At 65.7% G+C, this 14,542-nt stretch carries 11 protein-coding genes; 4 read left to right on the top strand and 7 right to left on the bottom strand.

The window, feature by feature from the left end:
- Positions 1–4: 4 nt before the first annotated feature.
- Positions 5–1,189, top strand: coding sequence for a cell division protein FtsZ (gene ftsZ, locus BMX32_RS04190; protein ID WP_089974854.1), 1,185 nt, complete (start codon positions 5–7; stop codon positions 1,187–1,189).
- A 328-nt stretch (positions 1,190–1,517) separates the two neighbouring features.
- Positions 1,518–2,429 carry a UDP-3-O-acyl-N-acetylglucosamine deacetylase gene (gene lpxC / locus BMX32_RS04185; RefSeq protein ID WP_089974851.1) on the top strand — a complete coding sequence of 304 codons (912 nt, stop codon included), beginning with the start codon at positions 1,518–1,520 and terminating at the stop codon, positions 2,427–2,429.
- A gap of 636 nt (positions 2,430–3,065) precedes the next feature.
- On the opposite strand, the gene BMX32_RS04180 is transcribed toward lpxC, so the two are convergent.
- Positions 3,066–3,524: a DciA family protein gene (locus tag BMX32_RS04180; protein WP_089974848.1), complete on the bottom strand. Its 459-nt coding sequence runs from the start codon at positions 3,522–3,524 to the stop codon at positions 3,066–3,068.
- 114 nt (positions 3,525–3,638) lie between these two features.
- Between BMX32_RS04180 and BMX32_RS04175 the strand changes: the two genes are divergently transcribed.
- A complete protein-coding gene (locus tag BMX32_RS04175; RefSeq protein ID WP_244511402.1) occupies positions 3,639–4,496 on the top strand; it encodes a M23 family metallopeptidase in 858 nt (285 codons plus the stop codon).
- 130 nt (positions 4,497–4,626) lie between these two features.
- Positions 4,627–7,341, top strand: a complete 2,715-nt coding sequence (secA, locus tag BMX32_RS04170; protein WP_089974844.1) for a preprotein translocase subunit SecA — start codon at positions 4,627–4,629, stop codon at positions 7,339–7,341.
- Positions 7,342–7,392: 51 nt separating this feature from the next.
- Here secA and BMX32_RS04165 read toward each other — a convergent pair whose 3' ends face one another.
- The 6 genes from BMX32_RS04165 to lptD are packed head-to-tail and all read right to left on the bottom strand — an operon-like array spanning position 7,393 to position 14,420.
- On the bottom strand, positions 7,393–8,244 hold the full coding sequence (locus BMX32_RS04165) for a symmetrical bis(5'-nucleosyl)-tetraphosphatase (RefSeq protein WP_089974842.1): 852 nt from the start codon (positions 8,242–8,244) through the stop codon (positions 7,393–7,395).
- A gap of 56 nt (positions 8,245–8,300) precedes the next feature.
- Positions 8,301–8,684 carry a Co2+/Mg2+ efflux protein ApaG gene (gene apaG / locus BMX32_RS04160; protein WP_089974840.1) on the bottom strand — a complete coding sequence of 128 codons (384 nt, stop codon included), beginning with the start codon at positions 8,682–8,684 and terminating at the stop codon, positions 8,301–8,303.
- A 53-nt stretch (positions 8,685–8,737) separates the two neighbouring features.
- Positions 8,738–9,517 (bottom strand): 16S rRNA (adenine(1518)-N(6)/adenine(1519)-N(6))-dimethyltransferase RsmA, encoded by a 780-nt coding sequence (rsmA, locus tag BMX32_RS04155; RefSeq protein ID WP_089974837.1) that lies wholly within the window; start codon positions 9,515–9,517, stop codon positions 8,738–8,740.
- Positions 9,514–10,509 (bottom strand): 4-hydroxythreonine-4-phosphate dehydrogenase PdxA, encoded by a 996-nt coding sequence (gene pdxA, locus BMX32_RS04150; protein ID WP_089974834.1) that lies wholly within the window; start codon positions 10,507–10,509, stop codon positions 9,514–9,516. Before pdxA ends, rsmA begins: the two co-directional genes overlap by 4 nt.
- A 5-nt stretch (positions 10,510–10,514) precedes the next feature.
- Complete coding sequence (locus tag BMX32_RS04145; protein ID WP_089974831.1) at positions 10,515–11,885, bottom strand: peptidylprolyl isomerase; 1,371 nt, start codon at positions 11,883–11,885, stop codon at positions 10,515–10,517.
- Positions 11,886–11,915: 30 nt separating this feature from the next.
- Complete coding sequence (gene lptD / locus BMX32_RS04140) at positions 11,916–14,420, bottom strand: LPS-assembly protein LptD (protein ID WP_244511401.1); 2,505 nt, start codon at positions 14,418–14,420, stop codon at positions 11,916–11,918.
- Positions 14,421–14,542: the final 122 nt, after the last annotated feature.

Raw genomic sequence — 14,542 nt, 5'->3', positions numbered from 1 at the left:
GGAAATGTTCGAACTGATCGAAAAACTGGCACCGAATGCGGTCATCAAGGTCATCGGCGTGGGTGGTGGCGGCGGCAACGCCGTGGCCCACATGGTCAACTCCAATATCGAAGGCGTCGAGTTCGTCGTCGCCAACACCGACGCGCAGGCGATGAAGAGCTGCGGCTCGCGCACGCACCTGCAGCTGGGCGGTAACGTCACCAAGGGTCTCGGCGCCGGCGCGAATCCGGAAGTCGGCCGTCAGGCCGCGCTCGAGGATCGCGAGCGTATCGAAGAAATGCTCGAAGGCGCCGACATGGTGTTCATCACCGCCGGCATGGGCGGTGGCACGGGCACCGGCGCGGCGCCGGTCGTGGCGCAGCTCGCGAAGGAGAAGGGCATCCTGACCGTCGCGGTCGTGACCAAGCCGTTCCCGTTCGAAGGCCGTCGCCGCATGCAGGTGGCGCTGAAGGGTATCGAAGACCTCTCCCAGCACGTCGATTCACTGATCACCGTGCCGAACGAGAAGCTGCTGTCGGTGCTCGGTCGTGAAGTGACGCTCCTGAACGCGTTCAAGGCGGCCAACGACGTGCTCCAGGGCGCGGTCCAGGGCATCGCCGACCTGATCACGGCCCCGGGCCTGATCAACGTCGACTTCGCCGACGTCCGCACCGTCATGAGCGAAATGGGCATGGCGATGATGGGCTCGGGCACCGCTCGCGGCGACGATCGCGCCCAGGCCGCCGCGGAAGCGGCGATCAACAACCCGCTGCTCGAAGACGTCAACCTGGCCGGTGCCTGCGGCATCTTGGTCAACGTGACGGCCGGCCCGAACCTCACCATGCGCGAGTTCGACGAGATCGGCCGCGTCATCCACGACTTCGCCTCGGAAGACGCGACCGTCGTGATCGGCACCTCGCTCGACCCGGACATGCAGGACGACGTCCGCGTCACCGTGGTGGCGACGGGCCTGAACCGCGGCGTCGCGGCGAAGCAGCCGATCCGCCAGCCGGTGCAGCAGCAGGTCGAGATGCGCCAGCGTCCGCGTCCGGTCGTGCTGCGCACCGGTACGGGCAACGAAGTGGTCGATTACGCGCAGTCCGACGTCGTCGCGTCGGTACGTACCGAACCGGCACAGCCGCAGAAGGGTGCGGAGCCGGCGATCGACTACCTCGACATCCCGGCCTTCCTGCGTCGCCAGGCCGACTGACGAGAAGACACGCCAGGGCACGTTAAGGAAAACGTGCGGACGATCCTGCAGGACGCGAGGATCGACAGGTGTTCCGCCGCCGCTCCCGTCCGGGCGGCGGAGCACCTCCGTGTCCCCTGAAGGAAAGCTTCAAGTGATATCAATTACTTGCAAGTGCTTGACCCGTACCGGTTTTCAGTCGCACGTCAGATGAGAACGTCTCGCAGGCGATGCTGAAGGGATGGTGAAAGGAATCATCAACTGTACTGTCTGGTTTGTTTATTCCGAGGTTAAGACTGTGTTAGCATGTCGGTTACTTTAGGCTGCTGCCAACAAGGTTTGACCCAACATGATCAAGCAGCGCACGCTCAAGAACATCATTCGCGCCACGGGCGTCGGTCTCCATACCGGCGACAAGGTGTACATGACGCTTCGCCCGGCGGCGCCGAACACGGGCATCGTGTTCCGCCGTACCGACCTCAATCCGCCGGTCGAGCTCAAGTCTCGTCCGGAAAACGTGGGCGACACGCGTCTGTCCACCACGCTGATCCATGGCGACGTGCGCGTCTCGACGGTTGAGCATCTGCTCTCGGCGATGGCCGGTCTCGGCATCGACAACGCGTACGTCGACCTCTCCGCGCCGGAAGTGCCCATCATGGACGGCAGCGCGGGTCCGTTCGTGTTCCTGATCCAGTCCGCCGGTATCGAGGAGCAGGACGCCGCGAAGCGTTTCATCCGCATCAAGAAGCCGGTGATCGTGCAGGACGGCGACAAGTGGGCCAAGCTCGAGCCGTTCGACGGCTTCAAGGTCGGCTTCTCCGTCGAATTCGATCATCCGCTCTTCAACAAGCGCAATTCGCAGGCCGAGATGGATTTCTCGACGACGTCGTTCGTCAAGGAAGTCAGCCGTGCCCGCACCTTCGGTTTCATGCGCGACATCGAAATGCTCCGCGAGCGTAACCTGACGCTCGGCGGCTCGATGGACAACGCCGTGGTGCTCGACGACTACCGCGTGCTCAACGAAGACGGCCTCCGTTACGACAACGAGTTCGTCAAGCACAAGATCCTCGACGCCATCGGCGACATCTACATGCTGGGCCACAGCCTGATCGGCGCGTACTCCGCGCACAAGTCGGGTCACGAGCTCAACAACAAGCTGCTCCGCAGCCTGATGGCCGACGTCAGCGCGTGGGAAGAGGTCAGCTTCAAGGATCCGGCCAAGGCGCCGATTTCCTACGCCCACCCCGCCCAGGCGGTGTAAGGCACGGCCCGCTGCGGCGGGTCGCCTCGATACGGAAAGGCCGCGAGCGATCGCGGCCTTTTTGTTGCTTGCTCGGCTGCGCCCTCGCGTTGTGACGCGGGCGTGGCGAAGGGGGCGTGGCAGCGGCGCTGCTTTGCCGCCTCGTGCAGCAGCCACTATTCGGCGAGCCCATGTGGGAGCGGCCTTGGCCGCGATGGGTGCTCGTGGCAAGCACCCATCGCGGCCAAGGCCGCTCCCACAGGAAGGCTCGCGGGCATCGCTCTTGTGGGAAGCCCGCTGGCGGTCCACCCATTCGCGCGCTGGCGGGCTTCCCGCATCGGCGAGACAGTGGCCGGGAGCGCCTCAGCCCTATGCTTTCGTCGTCACGGTGCTCGGTGGGAGTCGGGGTGCGTCGTCTGCTGAGCGATTCCGCAGGGAGGCGAAGGCCGGACGAGGACTTAGCGAGGGAGGCGACGCACCTCGGCTCCCCTGCCTCGCCCCCCCGAGCCGCTGCGATGGCGCAGCCGAGCCCGGGCGATGGCCCATGAAATTTACGTGCATTTTCGGTGCTCGCGCGGTTGACGCGTGCTATAAAGTTCGCCGGTCTCATGATCCGTGGGTACTGACGGACCCGATGAGGCTTTGGCAACTATAGGATTAATCTGATTTTTCGGCCTGATTGGCCAAGTTGAGGAACAGATCCCGCAACGTGGGGTCGGAGAGTGACGCAGCGGCGGCGCGCAAGTGGCGGGCGGCCGAGGCGGAAAGCGGTTTATGCCAGTCGGGGATGACTTCCTCTGGCGGCAGGGGGGCCACTTTCACGGCAACCGAGTGGGCCGACGCGCCGAGGGCGCGGGCAGCTTCGAGGATCTGCGTCTGGTAAAGGCGCACCCGCGAGGCCCAAGCCGACGAGGGCGCAAGGAAGACGAGCCTGCCGTCGCGCAGGTCCGCGAAGCGGACCTGATCACGCAGCGGCGAGGGCAGTGTCGCGCGCAGCTGGCGATCAAGCCGGTCGAGTTCGCGGGCTCTCTGGGCCAGCGAGGCGACGGGCCCGAAGTCGGCGACGGATGTCAGTCCGTTCGTCGATCGGCGGGGAGGCTTGGGCGGCGGTGGCATGGACCGGCTTTGAACTTATTCGATGTGGAACGTATGCAGATCATACTTGTATCTCGCGGCCTGAAAGGGCCCAAAACGCTCGACCTGACCTGTCGGCGGCTACGCTGCAAGGCCGTGGCATTCGCCCTTGCCGGTTTCGTCGGCATCGCCGCGCTCGGCGCGGGTGTCGCGCTCGCGGTCGCCGGTCCGAAAGCGCGCGCGCTGGGCACCATCGGCAGCCTCGAGCGCCAGGTCGGCGACCAGGACGCCCGGGTGGCCGAGGTGAAGCGTCAGGCGCAGCGCGATCTCGACGCCCTTGCCGTGAAGCTCGGGCAGTTGCAGGCCCAGTCCGTGCGTCTCAATGCACTCGGAGAACGCCTGACCCAGGTCGGCAAGCTCGACGACGGCGAGTTCGACTTCGACGAAGAGCCCGGTCAGGGCGGCCCGGAAGTGGCGACCACGCCCGAGGCGTCGGCGTACGCGTTGCCGGCCGCGCTCGACAAGAGCATCGCGTCGCTCTCCACGCAGTTCGACAGCCAGCAGGCCCAGCTCGAAGCCCTGCGGGACATGCTCACGGACCGAAACATCGAGTCCAGCCTGCGGCCCACCGGCATGCCGGTGAATGGCTATATCTCGTCGTATTTCGGTGGGCGCCCCGATCCGTTCAGCGGGCACGCTGCTCGCCACACCGGCATCGACATCGCCGCGCCGAAAGGTACGCCGGTGACCGCCGTGGCCGAGGGCATGGTCACCTTTGCAGGTCAGCGCAGCGGCTATGGCGATGTCGTCGAAATCGACCACGGCAATGGCTACATGACCCGCTACGCCCACAACAGCGCCATCGTGGCGACGCCGGGCCAGCGCGTCCGCGTGGGCGACGTGATCGCGAAGGCCGGCTCCACCGGCCGTTCGACGGGCTCGCACGTGCATTTCGAGGTCTGGTTCCACGATCGCGTGGTCAATCCGCTGGCCTACGTGAAGAGCCATCGCTGAACGGGGTTGAATCCTCGGGCCCGCGCCGCCACCCCGAGGAAAGCCGGGGACGCCCGTAGTATGATCGTCCCTTCGTGCCGGCCGGCCATGGCCTTCCGGCAACCCTTTTCGTACCAGATCCGGATGATCGATGTTCAATCGTGCCCTGACGAGTATTTTCGGCAGCCGTAACGAGCGTGTGCTGCGCGACCTCTCCAAGACGGTCAAGCGCATCAACGCTCTCGAGCCGGAGTTCGAAAAGCTTTCCGACGACGCCCTGCGTGGCAAGACCGAAGAGTTCCGCCAGCGTCTCGCGGCGGGCGAGTCGCTCGACAAGCTGCTGCCCGAAGCGTTCGCGGTAACCCGCGAGGGCGCCAAGCGCGTGCTCGGCATGCGCCACTACGACGTCCAGATGATCGGCGGCATGGTGCTGCACGGTGGTCGTATCGCCGAAATGCGCACGGGCGAGGGCAAGACCCTCGTCGGAACGCTGCCGGTGTACCTCAACGCGCTGGAAGGCAAGGGCGTCCACGTCGTCACCGTCAACGACTACCTGGCGCGTCGCGACTCGGCGCAGATGGGCACGCTCTACAACTTCCTCGGCCTCACGGTCGGTGTCGTGTATCCGGGCATGGACCACGCCGACAAGCACGCGGCATACCGCGCCGACATCACGTACGGCACCAACAACGAGTTCGGTTTCGATTACCTGCGCGACAACATGGCGCTCAGCAAGGAGCAGCGCAACCAGCGCGGCCTGCATTACGCCATCGTCGATGAAGTCGATTCCATCCTCATCGACGAAGCCCGTACGCCGCTGATCATCTCCGGGCCGGCCGAAGATTCCCCGCAGCTCTACATCGCGGTGAACAAGGTCGTGCCGCGCCTGATCCGTCAGGAGAAGGAAGACGGCCCCGGCGATTACCTCGTCGACGAGAAGCAGAAGCAGGTGCACATGTCCGAAGAGGGCATGGAGCACGCCGAGCAACTGCTCCGCGAGGCCGGCGTCATCGAGCCCGACAGCGGTCTGTACGACTCGAAGAATCTCGCGGTCGTGCACCACATGAACGCGGCGCTTCGCGCCAACGCGATCTACCAGCGCGACGTCGATTACATCGTGCGCGACGGCGAAGTCATCATCGTCGACGAATTCACCGGCCGCACGCTCGCGGGCCGTCGCTGGTCCGATGGTCTGCACCAGGCGGTCGAGGCGAAGGAAGGCGTTCCCATCCAGCGCGAGAACCAGACGCTGGCGACGGTGACGTTCCAGAATCTGTTCCGCATGTACAAGAAGCTGGCCGGCATGACCGGTACGGCGGATACGGAAGCCTACGAGTTCCAGTCGGTATACGGCCTGGAAGTCGTGGTGATTCCCACGCACAAGCCGATGGTCCGCGTCGACAATCCGGATTCCGTGTTCCTCGGTCCGGATGCCAAGTACAAGGCCGTCATCGCCGACATCAAGGCCTGCTACGAGCGCGGCCAGCCGGTGCTGGTGGGTACGGCGTCGATCGACGTCTCGGAGCTCGTGTCGAATCTGCTGCGCCAGGAGCGCATCCCGCACGAGGTGCTCAACGCGAAGCAGCACGAGCGCGAAGCGCACATCGTGGCGCAGGCCGGTGCGCCGGGCTCGGTGACCATCGCCACGAACATGGCCGGTCGCGGTACCGACATCGTGCTGGGCGGCAGCCTCGACGCCGCACTCGCCGCGTTGCCCGAGGGTGCGTCCGACGCCGACAGGCAGAAGGTGCGTGCGGAGTGGAAACAGCGCCACGAGCAGGTACTCGCCGCCGGCGGCCTGCACATCATCGGCACCGAGCGTCATGAATCGCGCCGCATCGACAACCAGCTGCGTGGTCGTTCGGGGCGCCAGGGCGATCCGGGTTCCTCGCGCTTCTACCTGTCGCTTCAGGACAACCTGATGCGCATCTTCGGCGGCGAGCGTATCGGCCGCTGGATGCAGATGTTCGGCATGAAGGAAGACGAGGCGCTGGAAGATCGCCTCATCTCGCGTCAGATCGAAAAGGTCCAGCGCAAGGTCGAGCAGCACAACTTCGACATCCGCAAGAACCTCCTCGACTTCGACGACGTCGCGAACGACCAGCGCAAGGTGATCTACGCGCAGCGCGACGAGCTGCTCGAGGCGGAAGACATCTCCGACATGATCGGCGACATCCGCCAGGACGTCGTGGATGCGCTGGTGCGCAAGTACGTGCCAGCCGACAGCATCGACGACCAATGGGACATCCCGGGCCTCGACCGCGAGATCGCGAGCGAACTCAACCTCCGCCTCGACCTGCCGCATTGGGTCGAAGGCCAGAAGGATGTCGACGCCGAGCGCATCCTCGAGCACGTGCGCGCATCGGTCGATGCGATGTTCGTGGAGAAGGAAACCCAGGTCGGCGCCGAGACCATGCGTTCGCTCGAGAAGCACGTGATGCTTTCGGTGGTCGACAACGCGTGGAAGGAACACCTCGCCAGCATGGATTACCTGCGCCAGGGCATCTACCTGCGCGGTTATGCGCAGAAGCAGCCGAAGCAGGAGTTCAAGCGCGAGTCGTTCGAGCTGTTCTCGGAAATGCTCGATCGCATCAAGGCGGAAGTCGTGCAGATGCTGGCGCGCATCCGTGTCCGCAGCGAAGAAGAAGTCGCCGCGATGGAAGCCGAGCAGCAGCGTCAGGCCGAAGCCCAGCGCCTGCAGTTCCAGCATGCCGACGCCCAGATGATCGGGCAAGGCGGCGACGGCACGGCGGCGGACAACGTCGTGGCGCCTGTGGTGAGCGATGGCCCCAAGGTCGGTCGCAACGACGCCTGCCCCTGCGGTTCGGGCAAGAAGTTCAAGCACTGCCACGGTCAGCTCAGCTGATACGAAAAACCCGCCGAAAGGCGGGTTTTTTTTGCTCCTGCAGAAGCCGGCTCAGTCGCCGCCGCCCTTGGGCTTCTGCCGGAACGATTCGGCTTGCACCGTGACGTACTGCGGCTCTTCGCTGTCGAGGCGCAGCGCGGTGAGCTGCCCGCCCCAGACGCATCCGGTATCGATGGCGAAGACGCCAAGCCCTGCGAAGCGACCGAGCGCCGACCAGTGGCCGCAGACGATCTTCGTTTCACGCCGACGCATGCCGGGCACTTCGAACCACGGGTACATGCCGGGCTTCTGCGTGCCCGGAACGCCTTTGCCTTCGAAGTCGATGCGACCGTTGACGTCGCAGTAGCGCATCCGCGTCAGCGTGTTGATGGTGGCGCGGTGGCGCTCGACGCCTTGCAGCCGGTTGTTCCAGCCCGGCGGGCGATTGCCGAACAGGTTCTTGAGCAGGCGCTGATGACGCGGGCCGCCGAGTTCGCGCTCCACTTCGAGCGCGGCACGCTGCGCCTGACGCAGCGTCCACAGCGGCGCGAGTCCCGCGTGGATCATCGTCCAGCCGAGTTCCTCGTCATGGTGCAGGAGCTTCTGCATGCGCAGCCACTCGAGCAGCACAGGCGCGTCGTCGGCGAACAGCACTTCGCGCAGCTCGGGATTGACGCGCGCCTGCGCGTCTTCACGACGCTGGCCGATGGCCAGCAGCGAGAGGTCGTGGTTGCCCAGCGTGATGACGGCCTGATCTCGCAACGAGTGAATCAGTCGCAGCGTGGCGAGCGATTCGCCACCGCGGTTCACCAGGTCGCCGCAGAACCAGAGCCGATCGCTGGCCGGGTCGAAACGAATCTTTTCCAGCATGCGCTGGAGTTCGGGGTAGCAACCCTGAACGTCGCCGATCGCGTAGACGGCCATCAGTTCTGTTGCTCCGTGATGCCGTTCCCGGCGTGCGCACTATCCATTAGTCGATCCTAGTGGAGCGTGCGCGGGATCGAAAGAACAAAAGCCGGAATGGGCGCGTCGAACTGCGTTCCGTCGTCGGCGATCATGCTGTAGGTGCCCTGCATGGTACCCACCGCGGTCTCGAGCACGGCGCCCGAGGTGTATTCGAACGATTCGCCGGGGCGCATCCAGGGCTGCTCGCCAACGACGCCTTCGCCGCGGACTTCATCGACCTTGCCGTTCGCATCCGTGATGACCCAGTGGCGCGTCAGCAGTTGCGCGCCCGTCGCACCGGCGTTATGCAGTGTGATCGTGTACGCGAAGACGTAGCGGTTGTCGGTCGGCTGCGATTGGTCGGGAACGAATCGGGTTTCGACCTCCACGTTGATCGTGTAGGGGGATTTGGAGTTCATACGCCGATTGTCGGGGACGGGGAGGGGGCGGGCAAGTATGCCCGTATCCCCCTTCACATGGCGTTTGCGAGTTTCACGAAGTCCAGCGGTGCGAGCGTCTCCGCGCGGGCGCGCGGGTCGATGCCGAGGTCGCGGATGGTGGTTTCGTCCAGGAGCCCCTTGAGGGTGTTCGAGAGCGTCTTGCGGCGCATCGCGAAGGCCGCCTTCACCACCCGGTGGATCTTCTCGGGAGCCGCGTCCGGCAGCTGCCCGGGCGGCAGCGGAACGAGGCGGACGACGGCCGAGTCGACCTTCGGCGGCGGACGGAAGGCCCCCGGAGGCACCGTGAAGAGCGGCGTGACCTTGCAGGCGAGCTGGAGCATCACGCTGAGCCGACCGTACACCTTGCTGCCGGGCTCGGCGGCCATGCGGTCCACCACCTCCTTCTGCAGCATGAAGTGCATGTCCTGGATGGCCGACGCGTGGTCGACGCAATGGAACAGGATGGGGCTCGAAATGTAATAGGGCAGGTTGCCGGCGATGCGCAGTTTCTCCGCGCCCAGCTCGCGGGCCAGCGCGCCGAAATCGACCTTGAGCACATCCGAGTGCACGATGCGCAGCTCGCCGATGGCGTTCGCGCGTTCCTGCAGGGCGGGGATGAGGTCGGTATCGAGTTCGATCGCCGTCATCGTCTTCGCCACCGCCAGCAGGGGGAGGGTCATGGCACCCTCGCCGGGGCCGATCTCGACGACGGTGTCGCCATCCTTCGGTGCGATGGACGAGACGATGCGCTCGATGTAGCGCTTCTCGTGGAGGAAGTGCTGGCCGAAACTCTTCTTGGGGCGTGCGTTCATGTGGTGATGCGATGCCGGGCGAGGTCGATGGCGAGCCGCGTGGCCGCGAACAGGCTGGCGGGATCCGCCTTGCCGGTGCCCGCGAGGTCCAGCGCCGTGCCGTGGTCGACCGAGGTGCGAATGAAAGGAAGGCCGAGCGTCACGTTGACCGTGCGGTCGAATGCTTCGCTCTTGAGTACGGGCAGAGCCTGGTCGTGATACATCGCCAGGACCGCGTCGTAGCGTGCGCGCATGGCCGGCACGAAGGCGGTATCGGCCGGCAGGGGGCCGAGCAGATCCATGCCGTCGTCGCGGAGGCGGTCGAGCAGCGGAATGATCGTGTCGATCTCTTCCCTGCCCATGTGACCGCCTTCGCCGGCATGCGGGTTCAGGCCGAGCACCGCGATGCGCGGACGCGCGATGCCGAAGTGCGAGCTCAGCGACCCGGCCACGATGCGCAGCGTGCGTTCGAGCAGGGCGGGGGTGACCGCCGCGGGCACGGCGGACAGCGGCAGGTGCGTGGTGGCGAGCGTGACCCGCAGCTCGGGACTCGCGAGCATCATCACGACATCGGCCGCGGCGCGTTCGGCGAAGAATTCGGTGTGACCGATGAAGGCGACGCCGCCCTCGTTGATGCTGGATTTCTGGACGGGGCCGGTGACGACCGCGTCGAAGTCGCCCGCAAGGCAGCCATCGGCCGCGAGGGCCAGCATCGCGAGCACGTGCCGCGCGTTGCGAGGATCGGGTTCGCCGAAACGTTCGGTCGCGCCGAGCGCGACGTGCCGGATACGGATCCGGCCGGCCGGGCGCGTGGCGATGCGCGTGCCGTCGTCGTCGACGATATCGAGGACCAGGCCGCAGGCCGATGCGGCGCGGGCGAGGAGGTCGCGATCGGTGACGGCCACGAGATCGGCCGCCACGTCGCTCGCGGCGAGCCGGGCGAGGAGTTCGGGCCCGACCCCGGCAGGCTCACCGGCGGTGACGGCGAGCCGTGGCAGGGTGGGCGTATCCATGGCCGTTACGGCGTGGCCGACGCCTGCTTGTCGTCCGGATCGCGGAGTTCCGGCACGCGGATGTCCACGAACGACGTCGAGCGGAGCTCGCGCAGGTAGTTTTCGTAAGCCTCGTCGGCCTTGCGCGTACCGATGGCCTGGCGGGCCTGGTTGCGCTGCGATTCTTCGGTGACGTCGCTCTGGCGGGCGCCGAGGCGCTGCATCACGATCCAGCCGGCATCGGTCTGGAACGGCTTGCCGACTTCGTCGTCCTTCAGGGCTTCGATCTGGGTGGCGATCGCCTGTCCCCAGGCGTCCTTCTGGAACCAGCCCATGTCACCGCCGACGTTCGCGGTGGTGTTGTCCTTCGAATCGTCCTTCGCGAGCTTGGCGAAGTCTTCGTGCTTGTCGACGATGCGCGTGTAGAGATCCTGCGCCTTCTTTTCGGCCTGCTCGGGGGTGACGACCTCGGACGGCTTGATGAGGATCTGGCGCGCGTGGTATTCGGTGACGACCTGACGGCCCGGCTGACGGGTTTCGATCAGCTTCAGGACCTGGAAGCCGGTCGGACCGCGAAGGATCGGCGTGGTCTCGCCGGCCTTCAGCGACGACACGGCCTCGGCGAAGGCCGGCGGCACTTCGTCGAGACGGCGCCAGCCGAGGTCGCCGCCATCGAGCGCGTCGGGCGCGTCGGAGTAGCGGATGGCCGCGGCGTTGAAATCCATGCCGCCCTTGACCGCCTTCACGGCTTCCTCCGCCTTGGCCTGAGCCTGGGCGATGGCATCGGCGCTGGCGTCGGCCGGCGTGCCGACCTGGATATGCGCCAGGTGGACCTCGCCCGCCTTGTAGGAGGGGCTGGCGAGCAGGTTGTTCACTTCTGCGTCGGTGACCGTGACCTGGTCGCGCACGACGCTCTCGTGCAGGCGCTGGGCGATGATCTGGTCGGAAAGCTGCTGGCGGAACGCCGCATAGCTGTAACCGTCCTGCTCGACCGCGCCACGCAGCTGATCGAGGCTCATCTTGTTCTGCTGCGCCACGTTGGCGGCCGCGGAATCGATCTCCTGATCGGTCACGTGGATGTTCTGGTCGTTCGCGCGCTGGACCTGCAGCTTCATCAGGATGAGGCGGTCGAGCACCTGGCGGGCCAGGACGTCCTTGGGCGGCAGCTGGCCCGGGTTCGCGGCGTACTGGCGGACGATGGCGTTGATGGCCTCGTTCAGCTCGCTCTGCAGGATGACGTCCTCTTCCACGACCGCGACGATGCGGTCGATCGAGCCGTCGCCGATGTCCATCTTGCCCGCTGTCGGCTGGGCCGACGGCATGAGCTGGGCGTGGGCGGCAGGCACCGCCACCAGGATGGAGGCGGCGAGCACGGAGTACGCGAGGATCTGCTTCATCGAATAGGGAGCCCGGGGCGCCTGCCCCACTTATTGATAGCCAAGGATAGCACGCCGCAGGTACTGGCCCGATTGGGGGTTGAGCGAGCCGACACCCTTGAATTCGACCTCGAACATGATGGCGTTGTCCGTGGCGCGGAGGTAGTCGTGCACGTAATGCCGCCCGAGGACGCGGATCGCGACGCAACAGCTGTTGTACTCGATGCCCGCCGCGGCCTCCAGGGTGCGGTGGGAGAACGTGAAGGTCGGCTGCCCGAACTGGTTCGGAAGCACGTCGCGGCGGGCGAAGACCCATCGCGCCAGTGCGCGCCAGCGCTCGGACACCGGAAAGACCACCGAAGTGTCGAATTGTTCCATCACGTTACGACGGTAACGGTACGAGAAGTTCAGGATGCCGTCGCCCTTGATACGGCGCTGGACCTGGACGGTCGCCAGGTCGGTGTCGCGGCCCTGGAAGAAGATCTCGCCGTCCGAGTTCCTGAAGGGGCTCTGGACCTTGTTGGGATTCCACTGGTACGAGCTGTTCAGGCGCCACTTGTCGTTGAAGCGGATGCCCAGCTGGGCCACGTAGTCCGAGCGTTCGAAGTCGGTCTGCGGCGTGCCGAACATCTGGACCTTCTGGTCGCTGAAGTACTTGATCTGTCCGATGCTGGCCGACAGTCGCTCCACACCGTTGTCGTCGAGCAGGCGCGTCGTCAGTGCCGCGGTGAGGTTGTTCGCGTCCTGCTGGCGATCGGCGCCGGAGAACCGGTTGGTCGAGAACAGCTGCCAGAAATCGAACGACATCACGTTGGTGTCGAAGGCCGGCAGGTTGTTCTGATTCCGGTAAGGCACGTACAGGTAGTAGATCCGCGGTTCGAGCGTCTGCGTATAGCTGTTGCCGAAGAGGCTCGTCTGGCGGTCGAAGATGAGGCCGGCATCGACGCTCGTGATCGGCACGCTGCGCGACGGGCTCTGCTCCGGGAAATTGAACCGCTGGTAATCCGACTGGAGCCGGTAGGCGGTGTAGCGATATTCCACGCGCGGCCGGACGAACCAGGAGGCGCCCGAAAAGTCGGCCGAGAGATAAGGTGCCAGATCGATGCGATTGCCGTCGACCTGTCCCTGGCCCCCCGAGAGGGGATTGAACGGCGCGCGGTCGGTCTTGCGGAAGGCGACGGCCTCCGTGTCGATGCCGGCGTCGAGCCAGCTGTTCAGCGGCGCATCCAGATTGAACACGGCGCGCGGCCAGCGGCGGTACGGCTCGACGGAGTTCGGCAGGCCCGCATCGACGTTCTGGTAATCGTCCGCGCCGATCGCCGCGCTCCAGTACTTGCCGCCCGTGCTCACATACGCGCTGGACGACAGCAGGCCGATGGCCGAGTTGTACAGATCGTTGCTGAAGTCGCGGAAATACTGGTTGTCCGACACGCGATTGATGTTGGCCGAGAAATTCCAGCCCTTCGCGATCGTGGTGGAGTTGGTCAGCTGCAACAGCCAGCGCTGCTTCGAACCGTCGCGATCGCTGGTGCCGCTTTCGTCTTCGTCCGGCCCCTTGTCGTGTGCCATGTACTGGAAGTCGACCGTGCCGTTCGAGCGGGGCAGCAGGTAGCGGAACTCGCCACCCAGCATCGCGCCGCGGTCGCTGTAGTAACCCGGCGTGATCGTCGCGTCGTAGTTCGGCGCGAGGTTCAGGTAATAGGGCAGGTTGAGGAACGTGCCCGAGCGGCTCGACGTGCCGAAGGTCGGGTAGAGGAAGCCGCTCTTGCGGCGGTCGTCCAGCGGGAACGTGAAGTACGGCAGGTAAAGGAAGGGCACGCCGCGGTAGCGCATGGTGGCGCTGCGCGCTTCGCCGACGCCTGTTTCCTTGTTCAGGTTCATCTTCTTCGCGCGGAATTCCCACTGCCGGCTGCCGACGTCGCAGGTGGAGTAGGTGGCGTCGGTGAACCGCCCATGCTGCGGGTCGAGCACCTTGGCGTGATCCGCCACGCCGTTGCCTCGCGACTGGAGCAACTGGTACGTGACGCCGTACGCGTCGCCCTGGTTCGGCGTTGTCGTGCCCGTGATGCGGTCGGCGCGCAGGAGCATGCCGGCCTCCTGATAGCGCACGTTGCCCTTGGCGTCGTAGGCCGTGGAGTCGGCGTTGTATGTCGCATCCTCGGCTTGCAGCACCTGGTCGCCACGCACGAGGCGCACGCCGCTGGTCAGGTGGTAGAGGTCCGGCTCCGGCGATTCGACCTTCACGCCCGTGGTGCCGTTGATGTTCGACGTGATGTCGGTGACGGACGTCTCGCGCAGCGACGTGTCCTTCGTGATCGAAGGATCGTAGAAGTCGAGCATCGCGTTCGGGCGGCACAGCGCGTAGCTGACCGGCCGCGGCGGGCAGACGAACGAGCCGAGCGGGCATGTCTCTGCCGCGACGGGTACGTTGGCTCGCGCTTCGCCCTGTGTCGGCGCGGTTTGGGCCGAAACCTCCAGGGCGCCGCCCGAAATGAAGAGGGCGACGGCGGTCGCCAGCAGGCGGCGTTTAGGCAGGATGCTGATGCGTGACGTCACAGGTTCGGTCTTGTCCGTTCGAAAGGCCGCCAACTTAGCAGAATCGCCAACCCCACCGCACGATGGCACGTCGCCCATGACCAGGTTCCCCAGGAGGGCGCGGCGTGGATCGCCGCACCGGC

Source organism: Luteibacter sp. UNCMF331Sha3.1 (genome assembly GCF_900109915.1).
GTDB lineage: Bacteria > Pseudomonadota > Gammaproteobacteria > Xanthomonadales > Rhodanobacteraceae > Luteibacter.
Note: the sequence above shows the minus strand (reverse complement) of the source record. Positions and strands in the feature narration are given on the sequence as shown.